The 24777-nt window shown below is 44.8% G+C and carries 22 protein-coding genes; 2 read left to right on the top strand and 20 right to left on the bottom strand.

Annotation, left to right across the window (positions count from 1 at the left end; genetic code table 11):
• Window positions 1-69 precede the first annotated feature (69 nt).
• Complete coding sequence (ligD, locus tag AC1S8V_RS06760) at window positions 70-960, top strand: non-homologous end-joining DNA ligase (RefSeq protein WP_482072980.1); 891 nt, start codon at window positions 70-72, stop codon at window positions 958-960.
• A gap of 57 nt (window positions 961-1017) precedes the next feature.
• Here the strand turns inward: ligD and AC1S8V_RS06755 are convergent, their stop codons facing one another.
• Both AC1S8V_RS06755 and cls read right to left on the bottom strand, forming a co-directional pair.
• Complete coding sequence (locus tag AC1S8V_RS06755; RefSeq protein ID WP_482072979.1) at window positions 1018-1926, bottom strand: YitT family protein; 909 nt, start codon at window positions 1924-1926, stop codon at window positions 1018-1020.
• A 348-nt stretch (window positions 1927-2274) separates the two neighbouring features.
• The gene (gene cls / locus AC1S8V_RS06750; RefSeq protein ID WP_482072978.1) at window positions 2275-3714 is read right to left on the bottom strand and encodes a cardiolipin synthase; all 1440 of its coding nucleotides are present in this window, start codon (window positions 3712-3714) and stop codon (window positions 2275-2277) included.
• A 366-nt stretch (window positions 3715-4080) separates the two neighbouring features.
• On the opposite strand from cls, the gene AC1S8V_RS06745 reads away from it, so the two are divergent.
• Window positions 4081-5439, top strand: a complete 1359-nt coding sequence (locus AC1S8V_RS06745) for a hemolysin family protein (RefSeq protein WP_482072977.1) — start codon at window positions 4081-4083, stop codon at window positions 5437-5439.
• Between the two features lie 89 nt (window positions 5440-5528).
• Here AC1S8V_RS06745 and AC1S8V_RS06740 read toward each other — a convergent pair whose 3' ends face one another.
• From AC1S8V_RS06740 to AC1S8V_RS06655, 18 genes are all read right to left on the bottom strand, one after another.
• Window positions 5529-7112, bottom strand: coding sequence for an alpha/beta hydrolase family protein (locus tag AC1S8V_RS06740; protein WP_482072976.1), 1584 nt, complete (start codon window positions 7110-7112; stop codon window positions 5529-5531).
• A 54-nt stretch (window positions 7113-7166) separates the two neighbouring features.
• Window positions 7167-8267, bottom strand: a complete 1101-nt coding sequence (locus AC1S8V_RS06735; protein WP_482072975.1) for a DUF1648 domain-containing protein — start codon at window positions 8265-8267, stop codon at window positions 7167-7169.
• A gap of 24 nt (window positions 8268-8291) precedes the next feature.
• A complete protein-coding gene (locus AC1S8V_RS06730) occupies window positions 8292-8687 on the bottom strand; it encodes a GntR family transcriptional regulator (protein WP_482072974.1) in 396 nt (131 codons plus the stop codon).
• A gap of 224 nt (window positions 8688-8911) precedes the next feature.
• On the bottom strand, window positions 8912-9985 hold the full coding sequence (locus tag AC1S8V_RS06725; protein ID WP_482072973.1) for an AI-2E family transporter: 1074 nt from the start codon (window positions 9983-9985) through the stop codon (window positions 8912-8914).
• 166 nt (window positions 9986-10151) lie between these two features.
• Window positions 10152-10943: an ABC transporter permease gene (locus AC1S8V_RS06720; protein ID WP_482072972.1), complete on the bottom strand. Its 792-nt coding sequence runs from the start codon at window positions 10941-10943 to the stop codon at window positions 10152-10154.
• Window positions 10936-11844, bottom strand: a complete 909-nt coding sequence (locus AC1S8V_RS06715; protein ID WP_482072971.1) for an ABC transporter ATP-binding protein — start codon at window positions 11842-11844, stop codon at window positions 10936-10938. Before AC1S8V_RS06715 ends, AC1S8V_RS06720 begins: the two co-directional genes overlap by 8 nt.
• A gap of 32 nt (window positions 11845-11876) precedes the next feature.
• Window positions 11877-12056 carry a hypothetical protein gene (locus AC1S8V_RS06710; protein ID WP_036611302.1) on the bottom strand — a complete coding sequence of 60 codons (180 nt, stop codon included), beginning with the start codon at window positions 12054-12056 and terminating at the stop codon, window positions 11877-11879.
• Window positions 12057-12419: 363 nt separating this feature from the next.
• Window positions 12420-12941 (bottom strand): hypothetical protein, encoded by a 522-nt coding sequence (locus AC1S8V_RS06705; protein ID WP_482072970.1) that lies wholly within the window; start codon window positions 12939-12941, stop codon window positions 12420-12422.
• 93 nt (window positions 12942-13034) lie between these two features.
• Window positions 13035-13520: a VanZ family protein gene (locus tag AC1S8V_RS06700; protein ID WP_482072969.1), complete on the bottom strand. Its 486-nt coding sequence runs from the start codon at window positions 13518-13520 to the stop codon at window positions 13035-13037.
• Window positions 13521-13646: 126 nt separating this feature from the next.
• A complete protein-coding gene (locus AC1S8V_RS06695) occupies window positions 13647-15770 on the bottom strand; it encodes a hypothetical protein (protein WP_482072968.1) in 2124 nt (707 codons plus the stop codon).
• Between the two features lie 20 nt (window positions 15771-15790).
• Complete coding sequence (locus AC1S8V_RS06690; protein ID WP_482072967.1) at window positions 15791-16717, bottom strand: LCP family glycopolymer transferase; 927 nt, start codon at window positions 16715-16717, stop codon at window positions 15791-15793.
• A gap of 14 nt (window positions 16718-16731) precedes the next feature.
• Window positions 16732-18063 carry a UDP-glucose dehydrogenase family protein gene (locus AC1S8V_RS06685; RefSeq protein WP_482072966.1) on the bottom strand — a complete coding sequence of 444 codons (1332 nt, stop codon included), beginning with the start codon at window positions 18061-18063 and terminating at the stop codon, window positions 16732-16734.
• Between the two features lie 32 nt (window positions 18064-18095).
• The gene (locus tag AC1S8V_RS06680; protein ID WP_482072965.1) at window positions 18096-19478 is read right to left on the bottom strand and encodes a sugar phosphate nucleotidyltransferase; all 1383 of its coding nucleotides are present in this window, start codon (window positions 19476-19478) and stop codon (window positions 18096-18098) included.
• Window positions 19475-20503 (bottom strand): polysaccharide pyruvyl transferase family protein, encoded by a 1029-nt coding sequence (locus AC1S8V_RS06675; RefSeq protein ID WP_482072964.1) that lies wholly within the window; start codon window positions 20501-20503, stop codon window positions 19475-19477. The genes AC1S8V_RS06680 and AC1S8V_RS06675 overlap by 4 nt, the downstream gene beginning before the upstream one ends.
• A complete protein-coding gene (locus AC1S8V_RS06670) occupies window positions 20490-21863 on the bottom strand; it encodes a lipopolysaccharide biosynthesis protein (RefSeq protein WP_482072963.1) in 1374 nt (457 codons plus the stop codon). Before AC1S8V_RS06670 ends, AC1S8V_RS06675 begins: the two co-directional genes overlap by 14 nt.
• A gap of 10 nt (window positions 21864-21873) precedes the next feature.
• Window positions 21874-22773 carry a glycosyltransferase gene (locus AC1S8V_RS06665; RefSeq protein WP_482072962.1) on the bottom strand — a complete coding sequence of 300 codons (900 nt, stop codon included), beginning with the start codon at window positions 22771-22773 and terminating at the stop codon, window positions 21874-21876.
• Window positions 22774-22799: 26 nt separating this feature from the next.
• Entirely contained in the window at window positions 22800-23822 is a 1023-nt protein-coding gene (locus AC1S8V_RS06660; protein WP_482072961.1) for a glycosyltransferase, read from the bottom strand.
• Between the two features lie 15 nt (window positions 23823-23837).
• Window positions 23838-24773, bottom strand: coding sequence for a glycosyltransferase family 2 protein (locus AC1S8V_RS06655; RefSeq protein ID WP_482072960.1), 936 nt, complete (start codon window positions 24771-24773; stop codon window positions 23838-23840).
• Window positions 24774-24777 lie beyond the last annotated feature (4 nt).

Here is a 24777-nt window from a genome sequence, read left to right as displayed (position 1 = left end):
AGAGATTGCTGCACTCGTGTTTCAGCCCATGTTTCAAAAATTCATTACACATATAGGAGGTGTTCTGTTATGGCCCCCAAGATCCAAGGAACCATCATAATAGAAGGCACTGAGCTAACGGTCACGAACCCGGACAAGCTGTTATGGCCAGATGCGGGTGTCACCAAAGCTATCTATCTGCAAAAACTGGCCGCCCTGGCTCCGTATCTGCTCACGTATACAAGCAATCGACTGCTCACCACTATAAGATATCCTCACGGCGCAGGAGGGACATTTTTCTATCAAAAGAATGCCCCTGAGCCCGTCCCGGATTATGTTCGGACTGAAGTACATGACGGCATCCGCTATGTGGTCATGAATGGACTACCCGAATTGTTATGGCTTGGCAATCTGGCTGCACTTGAATTTCATCCTTCCCTGCATGGAATTGGAAGTACTCTGCCCTGTGAATGGATGATTGATCTGGACCCCTCTCAGGAACATGAACCCCGGATCATGCAAGCTGCACTCATCGTTGGCGAAACCCTGACTTCCCTTGGTCTGCGGTCCATTCCCAAAACTTCAGGCGCAACAGGCGTTCAGATTATCGTTCCGATTATTCAAGGTGTAACCTTTGATGAATTACGGGATATCGGTTATTTTGTAGGTAAATATGTCACTCAGAAGCACCCGGATCTATTCACACTGGAACGACTCAAAAAGGACCGTGGAGACCGGATTTATTTTGACTACCTTCAGCATTACGGTGGCAAAACCCTTGCAGCCCCTTATACACCACGTGCCAAATCCGGCGCCACTGTCTCTACTCCACTTACCTGGGATGAGGTTCGTAACAACGTCTCCATCCAGGATTATCATCTGATGAACATTGTTGAACGGCTGACTGCAACAGGCGATTTGATCGCAGCCGTTGAACCCCAACCCGTTGAACACATTCTCAAGCATTTGAAGAAAAAATAGCCGACTCCCTCATCACAAGGGTGTCGGCTATTATCATTCATGCGTGTATATGAATCGCTAATGGATACCTTTTTTCTTGAAACGTCCGCCCTTCACATCATGAATGTTACCGATCGCCACAAAGGCTTGCGGATCCCAATCTTCAACGATCGTCTTCAGCTTCGCTTCTTCCAAACGGGTAATCACGACAAAAATGATCTTTTTCTCGTCCCCGCTGAATCCGCCCTCTCCATCGAGGAAAGTTACACCACGACCAAGACGGTCTGTCAGGGCTGAACCGATATCACGATACTTCTCACTAATGATCCATACCGATTTGGACTGGTCAAGTCCTTCATTGACAATATCAATCATCTTCATCGCAATATAATATGCAATCATGGAATACAGGGCGTTCGGCCAGCCGAACAGGAAACCTGCTCCCGCGAAAATAAATACGTTAATGAACAATACGATCTGTCCTACAGACAACGGTGATTTCTCACTAAGCAAGATGGCCACAATCTCCGTGCCGTCCAGTGAACCGCCAGACCGAATAACAAGTCCAACACCCACACCCAGAATCAGCCCCCCAAACACGGCTCCAAGCAATGGTTCCCCCGGTGTCAATGCAGGCACGCGGTGCAACAACGCAGTCCCAATGGACATCACCACGATCCCGAGCAGGGTTGATAGGGCAAACGTTTTGCCAATCTGCTTGTAACCCAGAATCAGGAATGGCAAGTTAAGCAAGGTCAGGAACATTCCGAGTGGCAGATGCGTTAGCTCTGACACCATAATCGAAATCCCTGTAATTCCCCCATCAATGACGCCATTGGGCACAAGGAATATTTCAAGTGATACAGCCATCAGTGCAGCACCGATCAGAATCATTACAATACGTTGCAGCAACTTTAATGTAAACACCGAGCTCTTGACGCCTCGGTCAGGCTTGGATGTCAGTTCTTTAACCGTTACATTGGACATGGTATCCCCCCCGTTGGATCAGTATGTGAATCCATTTCATAAATCATTTAAATACTCCACGGGGAACTTACATATAGAGAACAAAAGATTGATTCTATACGTACCCTGTCAGTACGAGCACAAGCACCTAAAGGCTATATGAAATGGATTCAAGATTGTCTTAATTCCGGTTTACACTTTCAAAAGAGAGCAAAAGGGAGCCTGTTTTCCCGCAGACTCCCTCCTTCGCCAAGACATGATTTATATATCTATTATATCATAAAAGATCAAATTTGCACAAAATAGTTAGCAAAAAGAAGATAAATTCACAAAAAGTGAACTTATCTTTAGAAATCTGCCCTAAATCGGCTAAAGAAGCGGAGAAAGCATCCGAGAAAGCATTTCTGCCCCTTTTTGTCCCCTTGAACGACCCTGAAAAACCTTGAGGTCGATCTTGCTGCATTCCCCTAGATCACGTTCAAAGTCGGCAACCAAACGATGAATCGGAGGACTCTCGAACAATACAGCCGTCATTTCAAAATTACAGAAAAAACTGCGCATGTCCATATTGGCCGTTCCTACCGTTGCAAGCAACTCATCCACAATCATCACTTTGGCATGTACAAAACCTTTACGATATTGGAAGAACTCAACACCTGCTCGCAGAAGCTCCTCTACATATGAAAGAGATGCCAAATGAACAAGCCTTGAATCAGATTGATACGGAATGATAATTTTTACATCAACTCCACTGACAGCAGCAGTTTTGAGTGCCTCATACAGGGCAGGATCAGGAATAAAATAAGGTGTGGTAATGTAAATCCGGTCACAGGCTACTGAAATGGCGCCAAAACACATTTCCTGAATGGCATCCCAGTCCTGATCCGGCCCACTGGCCAGAATCTGAATTCGTTCTTCCCCGCTACAGATATGGGGTGGAAACAATTCCGCAAGCTGGGGTTCGGTAACTCGCTCACCGGAAGCCAACTTCCAGTCGTTCAGGAACGTACTTTGCAGGAAATATACGGCATCTCCCTCGATCTGCACATGTGTATCCCGCCAGAAACCCACCTCCGGATATTGTCCAAGGTAATCATCGCCTACATTGATGCCACCCACGAAACCAACCTGTCCATCCACAACAACAATTTTGCGGTGATTCCGGTAGTTGACTCTTCGGTCAATCGTTGCAATCAGTGGCGGCAGAAAATAATGAAATTCTACGCCGGCATCCTGCAGTTTGCGGATAAAGCTCCAGCTCATCTTGTGGCTACCAAGACCGTCGCAGATAAACCGGACCTTCACGCCCTCCTGTGCCTTGCGAATCATGACGTCCTGAAATTTCGTGCTGATGACATCATCACGGAAGATGTAAAATTCCACATGCAGATGATGCTTTGCTTTTTCCATTTCCTTCAGCATCGCTGTAAATGCTTCTTCCCCATTCGTGAGCACTGTACTGTTATTGCAACCCGTGATGGGGCTCTCCGACAGATGGGATAACAGGTTAAACAATCGATGCTGATGGTTGTAACGATTACCTGACATCTGTTCAACATCTCCAATGATGTGCGCTTGTTCCCAGATCGTCTCCCTCATCTCCCGGAAGATACGTGATCCACCCTTGCGAAGTTTTTTCCGTTTGTTATAATCCTGCGCCACAAAATAGTACACCACAAAACCGATCAGCGGCACGCAGAACAAAATAAACAGCCAGGCCACAGCCTTAGCCGGATTACGAAATTCCAGCAAAAGAATCGTGGCTGCTTGAAATATAAATACGACTAATATAATGACCAGCCAAAACATTCGGCTTCCCCCTTGGTGACAATCTCTTCGTTTTCCTCACTTACACAGCTTTGACGATTAAGCCTACAGCTAATCATAGATACCCAATGTAAGCCCTGTTCGTAACGTTTACTTAGATAAAACTTTACATAAGCACGCGGAATACTTGATTCTGGTAATCGTAATTTCTGCTCCTTGGTTGTATATTCTGACTGTGTTCCCTTCTACATATCAAATTAATGATGGAACAGAACCGCATGGTAACAGCAATCTGCTCCCTTTCGCTTCCAGACTCTTCCTCTTTTCTTTGTCGGGAGGTGGTCTTCTTACGTAAAATTAGATATAATACTCGTTAAAAACTTATTACCTAAAGGAGAAGAGCAGTGAATGGAAAGTGAGAGGTATGCGTTAAATTTAGTATTGGTTGCGATTTTGATAGGACTTTCGGCGTTTTTTGTTGCAGTGGAATTCGCTCTGGTGCGGGTTCGACCGAGCCGGATCGACCAAATGATTGCAGAAGGAAACAAGCGTGCGCTGGCTGTTAAACAAGCCGTCGCCAATCTGGACGGATATTTGTCTGCCTGCCAGCTTGGAATCACGATCACATCTCTGGGACTGGGCTGGCTGGGTGAACCGACGGTAGAGAAGATTCTCCACCCTGTGTTCGAAAGCATGCATGTACCTGATGCGGTTTCTTCATTCTTATCATTTGTTATCGCGTTTGCTTCCATCACGTATCTGCATGTTGTAGTTGGTGAACTCGCCCCAAAAACGATTGCAATCCGGAAAGCCGAGACTGTTGCACTGCTGACGTCTACACCTATCATCTGGTTTAACCGAATTATGTATCCTTTTATCTGGCTGTTAAACGGCTCAGCGAACCAACTGGTGAAACTGTTCGGAATCAAACCTGCTTCCGAGCATGAAGATGCACACTCCGAAGAAGAGTTGCAGATCATTATTAATGAAAGCTTTGAAAGTGGTAAAATCAACCAAGCCGAGTTCGGTTATGTAAGCCGGATCTTTGCCTTTGATGAGATGTTAGCCAAAGAAATTATGGTACCCCGGACCGATATGGTCTGCCTTTATGTGAATAGAACGAACGAGGAAAACCTGGAGATTATTCGTGAAGAGCAATATACCCGTTTTCCAGTAGTTAATGAGAGTAAAGACGATATTATCGGAATCATTAATACGAAGCAATTCTTTCTGGAACTTTACGGAAATGATGAACCTGTCGATCTGTCTTCCCTGATTCAGCCTGTATCGGCTGTTCACGAAACAACTCCTGTAAAGGACTTGCTCAAGAAAATGCAGAAGGATGGCGTACACATCGCCGTGCTGGTTGACGAATATGGAGGAACTTCCGGAATTGTAACCATCGAGGATGTACTTGAGCAGATTGTTGGTGAGATCCGCGACGAGTTCGACGCAGACGAAGTGGAGGATATCCAGGTCATCAATGAGAACTATGTCATTATGGATGGAAAGGTTTCCTTATCGAAGGTGAACGACATGTTCATGTCCAGCCTCGATGCAGATGAGTGGGATACCATTGGCGGATGGCTCTATAGCCATCGTCCTGAGATGAACGAACAGGAAGAATATGAGTTCGAGAATCTGACTTTCGTTTTGCTGGAAAAAGACAAGAATCGGTTCTACAAAGTGGCCGTTGTTCCCAAGGAACCACTGACCATGTCTGATTACACCGATGAAGACGAGAAAGAGTCCAATTGGTCTAAATAAAGCAAATTTATAAATAAGAAGAGGAGCACTTGCCTATATTGGTAAGTGCTCCTCTTTTTATATCTCGCCCCATGTGTCACTTCCCCATGTTATTTTAATACCCACTTCGCAATATCATCGATAATGGCTTTGGAGACATTAGATGGCTCAGCGTACTCTTGACCGATCGAAAGCCCATCATAGCTGGATAAAAGATGATTTACCTTTGGATAGCTACTGTACGTTACATTGGAATGACCTTGAAGAGCCGATTTCCAGGTTTGGAATTGATTCATAGACACTTGCACATCGTTTTCTCCTTGTATAACAAGCATAGGTGTATTTTGTGTTTTAGCCAGTTCCGCAGGCACATAATCTCTCTGCTCAAACCACCAATAGGCAGGTTGAAGTGGAAATGCCTCAGGAAGATGATCTACAGAATATTTTGGATCTTTGACCATCGCAGCCACATTTTTATAAAAATCAGCTTGTCCTTGAATGACATCCGTGTCTAAACCAAGCTGCTTCATCCGATCTACCAATTCGTCCTGCTGCTCGGTAAGCACATCCACAAAGCTACTACTTGGTGCAGCAAGTAGAATACTTCCTGCAATATCATGTTGATTATCCTCAGCAATGATTAACGGTAATGCAAACCCGCCTTGACTATGTCCAGCTACAAAAATCGCTGTAGAATCAATATGTGTATTCTTTTTAAGTAATTCTACTGCATCGGTTACCTGATCTACGCTCTCTTGTTTTAATGTGAATTCAGGCTGTGAAGCGACTTTATAGGTATGCTCATACGTGACCTTATCGTATCTTAATACAGCAACGCCTTGTGAAGCTAAACCTACCGCAAGATCGCGAAATGGCTTCGCACCACCAATGGCAGCATCTTGATTGCTAGCCCCGGATCCGTGTACCAGAATGACAACCGGGAAAGGTCCCTCTCCCTTGGGCAAAGTTAATGTCCCTGGTAAAGCTAAATCACCCTGACCAACCGTAATGTCTTGTTCTGTATAGGCAGATGAGTCGTCGTAACTTGGTTTTTGATACACATCTGGAGTAGCGGCGGCAATATGCAAATCATCCACAAGTCCGTTATGATTCATTCTGACCGTAATATTTAAACGAGTCAGCTCTGTTTTGAACGTATAGGTAACATTGCGATGTACTGTATTATTTTCTACATGCTTAGCTATGGCTTCACTTGTAATTTTGCCATTTTGTCCTTCTAAAGCTCCCCACAGCTGACTCAACAACGTAGGTGACAACACTCCACTCACAGAGGTATGAACATACTTGGCAGCCTCCTTGCCATTGCCCTCACTTATAAGTGAAATAAATATATCCTCAGGTGCTGCCGACAGCGTCTCTGTAAGTAATCCCCCATCCATAAAGGTAACTCCTTTCGTTAACTGAACAGGATTGTCTAAGGATATGGCTTGCCCATTCACAATCGCCTGTTTCTCTCCTACCTTAACTACAATAGTAAGCTCATTTTTTCGTATTGTGATTTGTCCTGTTTTTTGTTGCCAAGATACCTCTGCCCCATTCTTTTCTGCAATCTCACGAATAGGAACAAGATTTTCACTACCAGCGGGTTTTTCAGCAGCTTCTGAGATGGATGTCACCGGAAGGATGAGACCTACGAAAGTAAGAGAAAGTAATAGCTTTTTCCAATTGTTCATTGTAATAACTCCTCCTAATCATTTTATCTATTATATGCATAGATCTATGAGCATTTATTGGCTCAGGACTATACTTATAACAACAATAGCAATGATGAATAACAACAGGACCCAAGATAGTGGACGAGCGAAGTTAATCGTCCAGCCTATTCCGTAACGCTTTTCTACGGTAAAAGAAGGATCATTGGCATTGAAGTAAATAAAACCAAGCTTCCAATGCTTATCGTCATTCACAGGCTGCTCCTTAGATCGTTCGCGATCCTCTTGTTGATTACGAATTTTCCCACCGCCTTGTCTGCCTGTGAGAGACAGCCATACAACACCTAACACGATCACCGCAGGAGTGATGAAGCTAATAGCTGTTAACAAAACCAGATTAGGGACGAACATATTAATCTGAATGAAGGCAAATAAAATGGTAAGAAGTAAACCTGTTACAAGCGTAAATAGGGACCATTTACGGCGGAATTGAATATTTTCAGCAGCAAATTGGCCCGGATTAGACGTAGTAAGCTGTTGTTTGCTTGTTTTAATACTCCAGTTAACCAACATCATAAGTGCAATGATTCCTAGCTGTACAAGATTAATAGCCAGTACCGAGAGGTAGGTTTTAGGCACACTGGAAGTGACATTGCCCTGAAGATCATATTTTATTGGAATGACGTTAGGTAGTGCCTTATAATTCAGGATCGAAATGATCGCAATGGCTACAATAATAGCAATGTGAATGAGAAACCAATAGTTGGAATAGGTGAGTTTATTTTGGCGGAAGGTGGTATCGATTTTAACTCTTTGAGGTGCTTCTACAGTTGTAAGTGTTCCTTTTATCTTTTTCATCTTGAAATGGAATAATATGTGTAGTGCTGCCCAGTACATAATAAATATCATTGTGCTAACACCGGTAATCATTGCGGTAGAATCTTCATTAGCAGATCGGAGTAAATACAGACAGACAAGTATAATCATCCCGTTTCCGATCAGACTTACTGTAGCAAACGTACTCCTTAGCTTACGTAAGATGGGTGTGTAGTAATTATATTCACTTACCGTAACCCCAAAGCTAATTGTTTCCCTTGTCATATATGGTGCAAAGGATAGAAGTAAGGCTAATGGAGCAAAGATTAAGATGACAGGTAATATACTAAATAGTTGCATACATAACACACTCCCTTGATTCGCTTATTCTTTGTTGTGACCCATCTTTACATCATCATAGATTTGGTCTAAAACCGCAGATAGTTCCTCTTTGGTCATTCCGCGACATATCGCTTCGGCAATAATCGGTCTTAATTCGCTTTGCTGCTTTTTCAAAAAATCATCCGTTAAACCAGGCATTCCATCAGGGTTTACTACGACTCCCTTTTGTCTATGAACTAGAATGTATCCATCTTGTTTGAGTAGTGTATAAGCCTTGTTGACCGTATGAAGGTTAACGCCAATATCTGCTGCCAAATTCCGAACCGAAGGTAGCGCCTCACCTAGCTGTAACTCACCGCTGGCAATGCCTTCGATAATTTGATAAACAAGCTGCGAATAGATGGGGAGTTCGGACTGCATATCCAGTTGAATAATCAAGAGTTCACCTTCTTTTTTTGTTATCTGTTATATATCAAGTATAACAGGTATAACATGAGGGAGCAATAAGTATGAAAATAAAAAAATAAAGCCGCATCTCAATCGCGAGGGCAGTTACCTGACCCTTCACCACTGATATGCGGCTTATCCTGATGAGCTTATCTATGTGAATCAAGAGCAAACATTAGTGGAGACACATGACAGAGTTGTATTTCAAATTCCATTCAGAGCTCAGTCTTATCTTCGACAATCCGATAATGGATTCTGCGAACTATAATTTTCAGAATCATATATAACGGAATGACAATAATCATGCCCAAGATATTCCCAAGATCGGCACCTACGAGGAGCAAGATAACGGTAGTCAGTGGATGAATATCGAGCTGCTTGCCATAGACGTAAGGTGAGATCAGGTTATCCTGAATTTGCTGTGCAATCACGATAATGACCAGTGACCAGATCGCCATCGAAGGTGATTCGATAAACGCAACAATGACAACCGGGATCGCTGCCAGCAAAGCCCCCACATAAGGAATAAAGTTCAGAATAATGGATACGACGGTCAGCAGCAATGCATAAGGCAAACCTAAGATGAGAAAACCGATGTACATCAGAATCCCCAGGGCTACATTAACGATAACCCGGCCGACGATATAATTGCTTAGTGCTTCATCGATCTCATGGACGGTTTCTTCTCCATCCTTGCGATAATTCCTCGGCAATAACAAGGTTAGATTCGTCCCAAACTTGCTTCCCTCCTTGAGCATGTAATAGAGCATGATCGGGAACGTTGCCAGGATAATAACCAGATTGGATACCACCGAGAATAACCCGGAGACATAATCGGTGACCTGAGTGATTCCTTGGCTCAGATAATCCGATAATCGCGCGAACAGATCGGAGTCCTCTGGCAGATACTTGGAGACGAAACGATTATTCTCTAGTCCAGCCAATTGATCGCTGAGCGAAGCAACCAACGCTGGAGCATTCTCCACAAAATTCATCAGTTGTTCACGCAGGGAAGGCCATACCAGCACACTGAAACCTGCAAGCATTAATGCAATCACGACATAAATAATCAGAACTGACAGTGCACGCTTGATCTTATGCCTTTCCATATAATCAACGAGCGGACGCAACAGATAATAGAAAAAACCAGCAATCAGCAGCGGAATGATGATGATGTGAATCAGTGAGGTCAGGGGTCTGAAAATAAAATTCACTTTATCCCCCAGATACACGATGAGCAGCAGCAGAATAATCGCTGTGCATATGCGGTAAAACTTGTTGTTTATCAAGAAACGCGATCCCTCCATGCGCGGCTCTGCCAAAGTGACTGCGGCGGTGATATGTATATCTGGTCATTTACTATGTACCCGTTAATGACAGTCATGCCACAGGCGATGCTGAATATACACTTTTTTCTTCCCAAAACAGCATTGGAGCAAAAAAAAGAAGCAGGCGTTAGCCTGCCACATCTCTTTTGCTGAATACGACCCAGGAAATTACCATGAAAATAACATAATACACGGCCAGGACTGCAATGGAGAAACCAAGCGTCATTCCTGCACTCGGACCGCCAAATAGCGCAAAATCCGCTCCGGAGGTCATGTATTTGCTAAGATCCATATTGTTGAATAGAACATACTTGGCCCACTCATAACGGTCCGGATTAAATATGAGTGAGAAGATATTTTGTGAGAACATAATGAACAGGGATAATCCAATCGCAAGGGCGCCTGAACGAAATACGGAGGATACCATGAAGGCAATCGCAAGCGTAATGAACAGATCAACGTACAAATATCCCCATAACGTCAGAGCATTCGTAGCCGGACTACTGCTGCCTCCCGGAGCATCATGCGAGAAAAGGATATAAGACGTTAGCATGGCCATCACGATGACCAGCAATGTACTCAAAATGCTAAAGCCAACTACAGTCAGATATTTGGAAGCGAGAACTTTGCTGCGTGACCATGGACGGATCAACAATAGCTTAATGGTTCCCCAGGTGAATTCACCTGCGACCGATTCCGCTGCAATCACGACACAGAAGATCGTGTTCAGGAAAAACGTAATCTGAATGGTCGTCACAGCCGCTTCCCAGTACAAGACTTCATTGGATCCCATCCCTTCTCGCAGCAACACTGGCATTAACAGCGAGATCAACGCCAGAATCGATAACATGATCCAGGTACGGGGACGACGGAAAATTTTCATATGTTCATTCAATACCAGATTACCGAAACTACCCAATGCCTCCACCCCCAGTTACTTGCAAGAATTGTTCTTCCAGGGTGTGCGTCACGTTACGAATACCGTATACCTGAAACCCTTCGCTAACCAGCTTGGCATTGATATCCGGAACCTGCTCACGAGACAACCGTACCACCAGGACATTGCCCTGTACGGTAGCACCCTGAATTAGATCCGCAGCGCGGTCTGCATCATTCAGCTCAAAAGCAACTTCGATTAATGCATCCGAACCGGCTTCAGCCCGAAGGTTTCTTACATCAATCAACTTGCCGTTCTGGATGATGGCCACCGTATCACACATCAGTTCCATCTCCGACAACAGATGACTGGATACAAAGACCGTAATACCTTCATCTTGGGTAAGCTGACGCAAATAATCTCTCAGTTCCCGTATGCCCTGGGGGTCCAGACCATTGGTCGGCTCATCCAGTACAAGCAACTTCGGTTTATGTAATATCGCTTGCGCGACACCCAGACGCTGGCGCATGCCCAGTGAGTAGGTTTTGACCTTATCGTGAATCCGGGCCGTAAGCCCCACACGCTCAATCGTTTCCGCAATCCGTTCTTTCGTAACTCCCGGCGACATGCGGGCAAAGTGAACGAGATTCTGGTACCCGGTCAGAAACTTGTACATTTCCGGATTTTCTACAATAGCTCCTACCTGGGCTACCGCCTTCTCAAATTCATTCTTCACACTGTGTCCTGAGATGAAAATGTCACCTTTACTGATGGACATCAGTCCAACCATCATGCGAATTGTTGTTGTTTTCCCCGCACCATTAGGTCCTAAAAAACCAAAAACCTGCCCCGGAGAAATATCCAGAGTCAGGTCGCTGACCAATGATCGGGAGGATATGATTTTGCTGACGCCCTGAATCCGGACGACCGGCTCCTGCTGCATTCAATCCCCTCCTTCATGGACGAGCATATACTTCATGCCCGTTTCTCATATGAACATAGTGTATCATAATCTTTAGTATATTGTCCCGCAAACTGGGATTTCCCCTGACGTTTCGCTTCAACTACACACGCTTCACAGCATCCAAGCGGCATTTCACTCCGGTAGAATCCGGTGCGAAATACGTGATTGCCTCCATTGCCCTCTTCCTTCATTTCGACAGAGCTTCTAGTGACCGACACAATCATCCCACAACTGACACAGTAAAAGCGGCCCGTTTCGATCAATGATATTCCTTCCCCTCACAAGGAGCTTAGAAGTCCCTGTTATTTGTCGTTAGACGCTGGAAATTGATACATTTTGTATCTACCTCGTAATTTACTTGACACCGGGACTAATGTCAAGGCTTTACCCGCCAAAAAACAATAAAAACACAAAAAAAGCTTCATAAATGCGACAAAAGTCTCGCATTTATGAAGCTCTATGTTAGGTAAATGATACAATTCGGTGCAACGTATGGGTGAATATCATTATGACGGAGTTCCAGTCTCTTTCACAACGATGCCCACGATTCCTGATCAGTCACTATTGTCGACTTGCGAGGTATCCTCATTTTTCTGATTTGGATAATACCAGAGTAAGGTCCACTCATCGCCATCCTCTACCAGATAACAGGTCTGCACAATATCGAATTGCCCAAAGGTGCCTGAGTACGTCTGAGTAACCCGGATTCTGTAGGCTTCAGAAAACGGCTTAACACCATCGATCACGGTTACATCGAACTCACGCTCCGGCTCTTCCATCTCCAGTTCAAAGGTTTCCACGCCAAAATGCTGCATAAATATATGTGCTCTGTTCTGAACGTAAGCACTCTTGGGAAACCGCTCTTTCATCAGGGGATGAAACAATTCCCACGAACTGCCGAAATCACCCGACTGCTCATATTTGTAAAACTCTTCGGCAACAGCAGCAGCTTCATCCGGTGTATCTGCCCGAAATAAATACGGAATGGTTCTGCCAATCAACCATAGCAATATCAAAATGATCGCTATGAATCCGATCTTTTTGAGCAAAACATTCCGGTTCCTTCTTCGCAGCATGTCCAGTCCTCCTTGTCCTACTCCATACTTATGATGGATGGCAGACAAGTAGAAGTTGAACGATACATCTAATTTCCTGGGAAATCACGTTCTTTAGCGATGCGAGCGTCTAAATGACCTTAATTTCCGATAGATCGCTACGCCCGCTATCCATAACATAACACCACAGAGACCACCAATCAGATCAACTCCCACATCTCGAATGGAAGCTGTCCGATTGGGGCTGAATTGCTGGATATATTCATCAATTGATGCGATCACAACCACAGTAGCCAGTGCAATTCCTATACAGGTTTTCATACCGCTTCTTCGATAACGCATGCCACAATAGACAAGCACAGCTAGCACAGCATAAACAAATACATGCGCACTTTTACGAAATATGAACTCGGCAAAGTCATAGGGGCGTGCGTTCAGTGAATAATAATGCTCACCATAAGTGAACTGGATATCAGGCAAGCTTAATACCCATTGAATTTGCTCAGACCATTGATGAAGCCAAGGCTGAATCGTTTGTTGCTGATAGGATTGTGCGGACATGGACCAGATGAACAAAATCCACGATATAATCAGAAGCACGGAGATCAGGTATCCGTATCTTTTTCGCTTATGATTATGTCGCCTACGCCGGGAGCCCTCCTCTATTAGGATTGTAATCACCACTTTCATATCTCTTTCTATACTTCTTATAGTGCCAAGTACAGATTATTGAACAAAAGAGCCTGTAAATAATCCACGGCCATTCGTACCTACATAGACCTTTCCGTACGTTTGGCGGTCGGCTTCCATGACTTGGGGCTCATTTCCGATACCGATCCCCGTTGCAGGTGTGATATTCTCCCAGGTGAGTCCCATATTGTCAGAACGGAAAAATCCTTTGACCTGGTTGACCGTGCCGTAGATAAAGACAGCAGGATTAACTCCGCCAGATTTCCCTTTTCCAAAAGCAAATAATTCGGACGATTGTACATTTTGTATTTTGGTGAACGCAGCACCGGAACTATTAGAAGCATACAAGCCTGCTCCCCCAAGACTCACCCAAACTACGTTTTCCATTCCTGGCGCAGCCTCCACCTTGATTTTCTCACTTTGCGGCAATGCAATTATGTTCGCCTTAATCCAGTTAGCTCCACCGTTAATTGTTCGATACAAATGTCCAGCGTAATACGCATAAAACTTATTCCCATTTGTTCGATCAGCTGCCAGTGTCTGATTATACGTAAATATGGACTCTCCTCCAGTATTGTTTGATGGAAGTCCATTCATACTTTGCCAGGTTACACCCTTATTGGTGCTCCTCACTGCATTTCCTTTCTGCGGAAAATAAATAATTAAATCCGGATTGGAAGCCGAATAAGCTATACGCCCCAATTGAGAACCCGCTGGAACATTCACAGAGGTAGTTGTCAGTCCATTATCAGTTGACACAAATAGCTTGGTGATGGTTCCATACCAATCGTTGCTCCCCAAATAAATGATCTGATTGGGGTCTGCCTCGTGATAATCGATGCTAACCACTTCCTGCATTCCTGCAAGTGGGAGCTTTTGGATAGGTGTATTGAATATATCCGAATGCCTGAATCCTACCTGATCAGCCACACCACTAAAAAATGCGGCTCCTTGAGGTGGTGTCGCAGCTGAAAGGGCAACGACTTCCTCATGTCCATCTGTAATCGCATCCCATTGCGTCATTGGCTGTGTGATGTTATCTGTCTTAAATACCCCTGACCAATCGGAGGCATATACTCTTCCGGGATGATGGGGATCAAACACAACACTTGATGTCGCCGAAAAAAACATGTTAGATGACCACCATGGGGGTCTGTCGTTCAACGTTTTATTCACGTTGGTCCAGGTTTGACCACTATTGGTGGAGCGATATAAGGGTAAGTTACTGCCACCCGTTCGAACAGCAGCCAGAATGTGATTATCATTGGAGGGATCAATACTAATACCATAATAAGATGAATATGATGCACTCGGGGTAATATTAGTCCATTGCTTACCATTATATTTCAGGATTCCACGGTTATCTGTTGTCACATACAAAATCCCGCTTTTGGAAACCGTCATCCGCGCTGTACTCTCCGGGCTGTTTCTAATCAATTCCCACGTCATCTGGCCATTGCTACGTTTCATTTTGGCAAAGATTCCAATGCCTCTTACCCCGGCATACACCACTTGCTCATGCTTAGCTGCCGGGTTAACTCCATATACAACACTCCGAATCCCCTGCCCTGAGAGACCATAGGGAACTTCACGTACTTGGCTCCATGTATCTCCGCCATTACTGGATGTGTATAATCCATCGTATCTTGTACCTACATGCAGATAATTCGAGTTTGATGGGTTGACGGCGATACTCTCCCCCATGGCCCTATGAATATTTCCATTCGAAACATTACGAAGATTTAATCCCGTTCGGTTCCATGTGGCGCCCCGATCTGTCGACTTCAAAATGTCACTGGGACTCCCATTCGCATACTTTCCGGCAGCAACATAGATGATATCCGGATTCTGATGATCCAGTGCAATCCCATCAATGCCGTATAGATTACTTTCGTCCGGCTCAATATGATCCAATAAAGGAATCCACCTGTTATTTATGGGATCGAGCCGATAGACACCGCCAATATCCGTACGAGCATAGACCAAATCAGGTTCCGTTGGGTGAACAACAACCGCTGTAACGTAACCTCCACCGCCAATGGGTATCTGATCCCATTGATAACTTTCAGCAGACTGAACAACATTACTGGATGTCGGAATCATAAGTGTATACATTAAAATGACGATCAATACCAATTTGGGCAGTCTGAACATACGCATGTGGTTCACCCCTTATCCATTTAACCGGAGTGTTCTTTGATCAGCTGATGTATCCGATTTTTCTCAGACTGTTCCACCATATAGTAGTATACTCCGTCGATTTTCTTACCTGTGCCTTTAATTTCAACCGATTCCACATGCTCCAGCACGTTACGATAATTAGTGAGCATTTGCTTCATCTCATCAAAAGAAACGTCTGTTTTGACATGTTCGCTCACTTCTCCGAGCAACGACTCCAACTGAAATACAGTCGATATCTGAACGGTGTTTTTCAATACCTGTTTGATAATTTCACGCTGCCGATCATTTCGCCCAAGATCCCCCTTGGGATCATCGTGACGCATACGTGAAAACCCCAATGCACTCGCACCATCCAAGTGAAGGGTTCCCTTCTCAAATCGATGACCCTCATATTCAAAAGCAAAAGGATTGTGGACATCTACCCCACCAACCAAATCGATAATCTTAGCGAATCCTTCCATATCCACCTTCAAATAATAGTCTATGGGTACGCCGAGGAATTGTTCAACCGTTTGCACAGACATGTTCACACCACCAAAGGCATAGGCATGGTTGATTTTATCCTCTGTTCCATGCCCCACGATGCTCGTGCGCGTATCGCGGGGGATATTGAACATGAGTACTGATTTTTGAGCCGGATTCACACTAAGCACGATCATGGTGTCAGATCGTCCACGATCATTGGCTCGCTCATCCACACCCAAAATCAGGGCGTTGAAAGGTTCCTGATTTTCCATGTCAATGGGAAACCTGCCTCCTCCCCTGTTGTCGGCAATAGATACCTGTTTGATGGGTTCACGGGGCTCATAGATGTTGTCTGCAGCTGATTTCACATGAAGGTACAGATAGACCGCGTAACCAAGTACAATGGCTCCCATAAGGATGAGAACTGCCAACGAAATTTTGATCCCCAGTTTGAGTTTCATGTTCATGCCTCCGGTTACAGAACTGCGGTTTTTCTTCCATCAATATTCGTTAATCCCGGACGACCTACAGAGTAATATTGAAACGCTGTATCCTTGATCTGGTCTTCTTCATAAATATTTCTTCCATCGATTAGAATCGGTTGCTTCATATGCACTGCCAGTTCGGTCAGATTGACCTCCATAAACTCCTTCCATTCCGTTAGAACACAGAGTGCATCAGCACCCTTGGCAGCCTCCATTGCACTGGAGGTCCATGTAATTGCCGGTGAATCGACCTCCTTCCGGAAGTTTTCAGTAGCAATGGGATCGTAAGCTTTAACTGTTGCTCCCTGATCAAGCAGACGCTGAATTATTTCAACCGCCGGTGCATCTCGTACATCATCCGTGTCCGGTTTGAAAGCAAGACCCCAGACCGCAATTTGTTTGCCATCCAGTACGTCTAGTGCCTCTTCCAGTTTACGAATCACGTTGAAACGTTGATCCTTGTTCACTTCCACCACGGATTTCAGCAGTTTGAAGTCATAATCTACATTACCTGCAATTTGAATTAGTGCTTGTGTATCCTTAGGGAAACAGGAACCTCCGTAACCAATGCCTGCCTTGAGAAAAGATGCACCTATTCGTCTGTCATACCCCATGCCTTCAGCCACTCGACTGACATCTGCGCCTACTTTTTCACAGATGTTAGAGATTTCGTTGATAAATGAGATCTTGGTGGCCAGGAAAGCGTTAGATGCATATTTAATCATTTCTGCCGAGCGAATATCCGTAACAATAATCTGATCGGTTAATGGCTGATGCAGCTCCTTCAGTGTGGCGACTGCCCGCTCACTATGTGTCCCGATGACTATCCGGTCAGGGTACAATGTATCCTTCACAGCCGTGCCCTCCCGAAGGAACTCAGGTACCGATGCCATGTCAAACGGATGATTCGTCAAACTGCTGATCCATTCCTGAATGCGATCGTTGGTTCCGACAGGAACAGTGCTTTTAGTCATTATTATTTTATAATTATCCATATAAGAACCAATTTCTCGCGCAACAAGCTCAATATAACTCAGATTCGCTTCGCCATTCGGCAGTGATGGTGTTCCTACCGCAATAATAATGATATCTGAACGATGGATGGCATCCTGAATGTTGGTAGTGAAGGTCAGCCGGCCCGCTTCCATATTGGAAGTCATGACTTCCTGGAGTCCCGGTTCATAGATTGGAACATGACCACCTGTCAGCAAAGTTACTTTTTCAACATTATTGTCGACACAGATCACGTTATTTCCCAGTTCCGAAAAACATACGCCCGATACCAAACCTACATAGCCTGTGCCAATCACCGTAATATTCATCCATAATCTCCCCCATGTCATAAAATTCTTGCTTAAACGTGCTTCATATAAGTCTGAACGATATCCTGCCACTCCATGGATATTCTAACGATGTCTTCCTCAATTAATTGACTGCCGATTTGCACTTCAATGATCTCCAGTTCAGTAATTGCTCTGACCGAATGAAGCGTGCTCCGATCAATAATAACCGTATCTCCCTGGCTGATCGTTCGCTGCTGACCATCCAGTATCAATTCCCCTGTTCCTGATACAACCGTCCATACTTCATTGCGGAGTAGATGGTATTGATAGCTCAGGTTCTTTCCGGCACTAATGCAGATTCGTTTGGTGAGAACCTCGCCGCCAGCTTCATTTCTCGTATAATCCAGCACCCGGTAGCACCCCCATCGGCGCTCCTCATACATGGGGCGTTGATCCTCGTTTTTCAAGATTTCCTTGATGCGTGGGCTAGCCTCTTTGTCACTGACCAGAATGCCATCCGGACTTACGGCCACAACCACACCCGATAACCCCAAAACGGCAACCGGGATGTTCAATTCATTGATCAGATGAGTATCATGAGAATCATCCGTAATCCAGCCTTTACCTACCACCGAAGTTCCCATCTCTTCCGTGAGTGTGTTCCATGTGCCCAGATCTTTCCAAAATCCGTTATAAGGAATGGCAATAACCTGACTCGCCTTCTCGACAACCTGGTAATCAAAACTGATTTTGTGCAGTCTTCCGTACTGCTTCAGTATCTCGTCATACTGTATCGGCAGTTCCATCTTAATGAGCAGATTAATTAAATATCCCAGCTTAAAAGCAAAAACCCCGCAATTCCATAATGCAGCCTGCTCAATCATGAGGGCCGCATCGGATTCGCAGGGTTTCTCCTGGAACTTCGCTACATTAACGTATTCGTTGTTACTGTCACCCGAAGATATGGATTGTGGAATGATATATCCGTACTTCTCTGACGGATAGGTCGGTACCACTCCCATTAGGGCCAGATCGGCACCTGACTTATCGAGCATCTCAGGCAAGGTCGCCAGAACCTCGAAGAATTCCTTTTCGACAAATGGATCTACCGGAAGTACAGCAACCGTTTCACTCAGGCTGACACTCTCCACCGAATACAGGTAGGAAGCGGCGAGCGCAATGGCAGGAAACGTATCTCTGCGCTCTGGCTCCACGACCAGCTTCACATCGTCCCCAAGCTGTGAAGTCAGAATCTCCACCTGAGGCAGACTGGTGGCAATCAGTGCCTGTGATGCAAGTCCGGCATCGTTCAGTTGCCGCCATACCCGTTGCACCATCGATTCCGTGTTGCCCTTAGGCCCATGGAGCACTTTAAGAAATTGCTTGGACCTTGAATCGTTGGATAATGGCCAGAGACGCTTACCCGATCCACCGGATAACAAGATACTTCTCATAGCGCTGCTCCATCCGAGAGCACAACCGCCCCAGATCCTTTACCTACCTTGGCTGGTTGGTTATATGTGCTGGTCTGACCGGCTTCCAATCTGCCTACCGGATTGTTCCGCGTCCAGGCTGTATAATAATTCGAGTTCTTACCATACGAATTGTCCAGAAGGATGTTCGGTTGATCCAGAAGACAAGCCAGAATATGTCCATGCAGACGAGATGTCGTGACGGTTTTGTATTTATTGAATTCCTTTACGGCTGTATGTACCATCCGATCAGAGTATTTGTACCACAACCAGCGGGCGAGAGCGTTGCCTTTACCTGATTTCAACCGGGATGAAATCATGCGAATTATTTTCCGGTCTACCCGGTTGTACAATGTCTCCCAATCTTTGAACGTGGCCTTGGGCCCACGGATGGACTCGTAATGTACCTGATTCTGGGTTTTCTCAATATCCTTCCGAAAGAAATAGAGCATCTCGGCAACAGGTTGGCTTTTCGACTTGAGAGGCCATAACTGATGCGCCATATCTGGAGAAAGATATACGTTCGTTTGTTGAAATTCTTTACTCGCAATCTCATAAGATAAGGTATCCCGGACAAAAAAGTGCACATCCTTATGACGGTTAAATACCTGGGCTGTTTTTTTCAATTCAATATCGCTTTTGTAAAACATCGTCTGAGGCAGAATGACGATCCGATGATTCGGATGCTGAGCAATCATTCGTTCTCTCAATTTCTGATGGGCCGGGTACAGATCCCCAAAGTTACCTCCGCCGTGCAACACGATCGTAATACCTTCCGGTACCTTGAGTGACAAAGGGCAATCCAGAATGCTATATCTGGCAAGTACATTAATATGATTGTCTCGGAAGAAAGCTTCCGTACCTTTCATAATCAACAAATCTCCGCCATTGCTGTGAACCGGGTAATCCAGATAATAGATATCGGTACGCGGCGGGATCACCTTCAGAATCTGAAGTAAGTGTCCCTTCAACTCTTCCATGGGATGAATATTGTTAGTGCCCAGCATCTCCATCTCCTCCTTGGGTAACTCTTCTTTTTTTATTCAACCGTTCAGCCAGGAAAGATATATCCTTTTTGTCAAAAAACATGCCACTGAACTTGACTTTAAATGCGATTTTCATCGCTGCAACGGTGACTAACATACGCACGATCGATCCGATAAGTAAGGCAATGGCGATACCGTTTAAGCCCCATAGGGGAGTTAGCACAAAAAACAGACCAATCGTGACAGACAATGCAATGAGTTGTCTGATCATAACCAGCCCCGGTCTTCCCAAAGCATTGAATGCAGAAGCGAGAATCCAGGAACCGCCGCCAATAATACATTCAAAAGCCAAAATATAAAATGCCTGACTCGCCTCCAAAAACTCTTTTCCAAACAAAACACCCATCAGCCAATTCCCCACAAACATGGTGGGTACAACGATGATCGTCATGATAATTAAAGAGAGTCGGAATGCTCGCCCAACGGTACCAATGACCTGATCCTGTGGTAATCCGGTGACCTTTGGAAATACAACACTGCTTATGGCATTTTGCACCGCGTTATAGATGCGAGATAACGCAAAAACGACGGAATAGAGTCCGAAATCTCTAGGGGTGAGCAGAGCCAATATAATAATCTTGTCGAACTGGGTGTAGAGGGTACCGAGGAGTTCCACACCAAATACCCGACTGCCGTAACCAAACAGATTTTTGGCTGCCTTTCGATCAATCGCCTTGGTAAACCACTTAAACTTCAGGCTTTCTCTTAGCGTATATGCTGCCCATGCGACAACAATCACTGAACTCGCTATGGATACAAAAGAAGCCATTCCAATGCTCATCGCACCAAGCAACCATAGGGAGATCATGACAATCACTTTCAGCACCGGATTATATAACCGTATCCCGTTGTAGACCTGGAATCTGTCACGACTCTGCGACAGGGCAGATAACAGATTAATCAGGATCAGCACCGGAATACTGGTGACGGTAAACCAGCGGGCAATCGTAATGACCTCTGGCGGATAATCCGCCATCCAGGAAGGCATGTAGATCCAGGCAATCGCTCCAAGGATAACGCTGATCGGAATTTGGACCATGAAGCTAAGTCGCAAATATTCAGCGCTTTTCTCCGCAGCTTCCCGTTTCAGGTTATAGATAATTGAGGTTGGAAGTCCCCAACTTACCAGACCTATGAGAAATGTTGGCCAGAACAAGATCGCCGAAAAAGCTCCCTTACCTTCAACACCAAACATCCGAGAAGTAATAATCGACGTAATCGTGGTAAAGACCATAATAATGACGTTTGTTCCACTGGTATGCACAATGGTCTGTAACAGACTATTGCCTTTTAAGAGTTTTGGGAGCGCGAGTTGTGACATGAATTATTCCTCATTCCTTACTGTTATATCTGAGTATCCCGATGATCAGACCGTTTCGGTAGCAGATTTGAGCGAGTTGCCGAGTAAAACGCTTCGGACTATAGATGCATAATAATGCCCGAATAACTCCTTGCCCCAAACGGATAACATGTTTGATCGTTCGAATCGCGCCCTTGTCTTTTTTACGTATAGCATCACTGACGCCTTGCCAGAAGACACGCCGCAAAAACCAGTTCTTGGTCGTTCGTTCTTTGGATACCTTGTGCTGAACGGAGCCAAAAGGCGTATAAAACACTTTATGTTGGACCCTGATCCGCGAGATCAGCTCACTCTCTTCATTGGATAACAAGTTCTTCCCCACTCTGCCCAAGTCCTCACGAAAAGGTGCAATATCCTGAAAGAGCTGTGTACGAAACGCCACATTCGCACCGAACGGTATTGATGGATTAGGCATCTCAATCACATGGTCTGCATAATCCAAAATGGTATAAAGCGACAAGTTCTCGCTAGGGATCCAGTCTGGCTTCTGGCTCTCCCAGAGAGGTTCAATCTTGCCCCCCACACATCCGATAGAAGAATCACTTTCGAATACGTCAACGATATGTTGAATCCATAGTGGAGATGCGATTGCATCATCATCCAGGAACAGAATGTACTCCCCGCGCGCTTCACGAATGGCTCGATTCCTTGCGGCCGATAAGCCCGGCTTTTTCTCCAGGACATACCTGACGTTATTTACACCTTCGCTGTCCTGAATCTCCTGAACAAGCTGCGCTGTGTGGTCGGTTGAATTGTTATCAATCACAATAATTTCAACGTCATATTCAACATGTTGCCGAGTGGCACTAAGAACAGATTCACTCAGATCATAGGCTCTGTTATACGTGCAAATGGCTACAGTGGCTTTCATTCGATCGTCCCCGCATCCTCATTGATTTAGATCGTATAGAGCGAAATCGTTCGCTTTGCGATCCCTGACCATTCCAACTTCTCAAGCATAGATTGGAATCCATGGCCTTCCCTGAACTCATCATCCTTTGCTCGGATCTTCTTCATCGCTTCTTCCAGCCCCTCCTGATCGGAAGGGTCATATAATACGGCACAACTCTCGGGCAAATACTCTTCCATGAGCCCTATTCTTGGGGCAACGACAGGTTTGCCAAAAGACAGTGCCAGAATTGCACTGCCTGATGTCGCAATATTTTTATAGGGTAAAATCATCGAATCAATGGCTTCAAAATAATCCGAGTACTCTCCATCCTGAATAAAATTGAAATACGTGTGAATCCGATCCGAATGGCGTATCGAATCCTCCAGATCATAGTCAGCTGCCTTCTTGCCAGCGATGAGCAGATGAGCATCCTTCCAATCCAGATGGTTGAACGCCTTGATTAGATCATCCACCCCTTTATACGGTGAAACCTGACCAAAAAAAGCAAAGACATAGTCATTTGCCGGGATGTTAAAGAGGTCTCTGATGTTCTGCCCTGTTCGTCCATATACCCCCTGATAATGCCCGTGAGGGATAACTTCAATCTTGTTCTCAGACACGTGAAACGTCTCACTTACGCTGCGAATGAGCGGTTTGCCCATCACAATCAGTTTGGTGCAATTCCGAACCAGAAACCTTCTCATCCAATAATCATGCCATGTTCTGCCGCTGTTATGCGGCCATATGTTATGAACCGTCCAGAACAACTTCGCACCCTTTAGTCGCACATACATAATCATGAGAATGAATAATATGGACTTGATGAATGTCGAGAACGCGTTGTTTCCCTTGTAATAAAAACTCGGCCAGTGAAAATGAAGTACATCATTTTTACGGATATTTTTTAAGTCTTTTTTGGAAAAATGCTTCACATCCCATCCCTGATCTTCGATGGACTGCGATAATAATTCATTGAATTTGTTCGTCTTGATCATTTTGGGCAACATGTATACTACAGGTTCACGCATGACTACACCTCTGCTTTAGGCTGTTCCTTTATACTCTTCTTTGCTTAACATTTCGCTTCGGAGCTGTTTTCTCAAACGATAACCGACCAAAATGGTTCTGATATTGCGCTTAAACAACGTGAAATTCTTCCACCATGGATAAAGAGTTAATGTATTTTTGAGAAAAAGAGCATTTCGCTTCGGATTCTTGGACCATTCCATCATGCGATAATGATGAAGCTGACGTCTCTTTTGTTCCTCACTCATATCCTTGTAATATTTAATCAGTACTTTTCGTTGTCCCTGAAACTTTTTCTTGGATGAGGTAGAGATTCGCGGGCCCTGATGGATATAGATATACACAAGGGGTTCCTTGATATTGATTGCATGATGTCCTCTTTGCAGAATACGAAGATAGAAATCATAGTCTTGTGCAGAGGTTAATTGTTCATCAAACATGACGGAGCGCGCCAACTGAGTCTGCACCATAATTTTGGAGGTTTCACCGATCCAGTTGTAGGTCAGCAAATCCTGATAGAATACAAGTTCCCGAGATTCCACCGACACCTTCCTGCGCGTCACCTTGTGATCCTGATCTACATAGACAAGGACTTTACTGCAAAAGCAAAAAAGTTCCTTATTTTGCTCCAAGGCTTGAGTCTGGGATTGAATTTTATCAGGCAACCACTGATCATCATCGTCCAGGAACGCAATATATTTTCCGTTGGCACGTTGTATCCCCAAATTTCGGGCATGATTGGCACCTTGGGCATAAGGGACCTGGATATATTGTATTCTGTGATCTTCCTTGGTCCATGCTCTGCATACCTCTTCGGTGTGATCCTGTGATCCATCATCCACAATAATAATTTCCAGAAAAGGGTAGGTCTGTGCCAACACACTTGCCATGGCCTTTTTCAACAATTCAACGCGATTATGCGTTGTTATAATACAACTCACCAATGCTTCCATAGAA

This window comes from Paenibacillus sp. B46(2026) (assembly GCF_056786355.1).
This window is presented reverse-complemented; position numbering and strand designations above follow the sequence as displayed.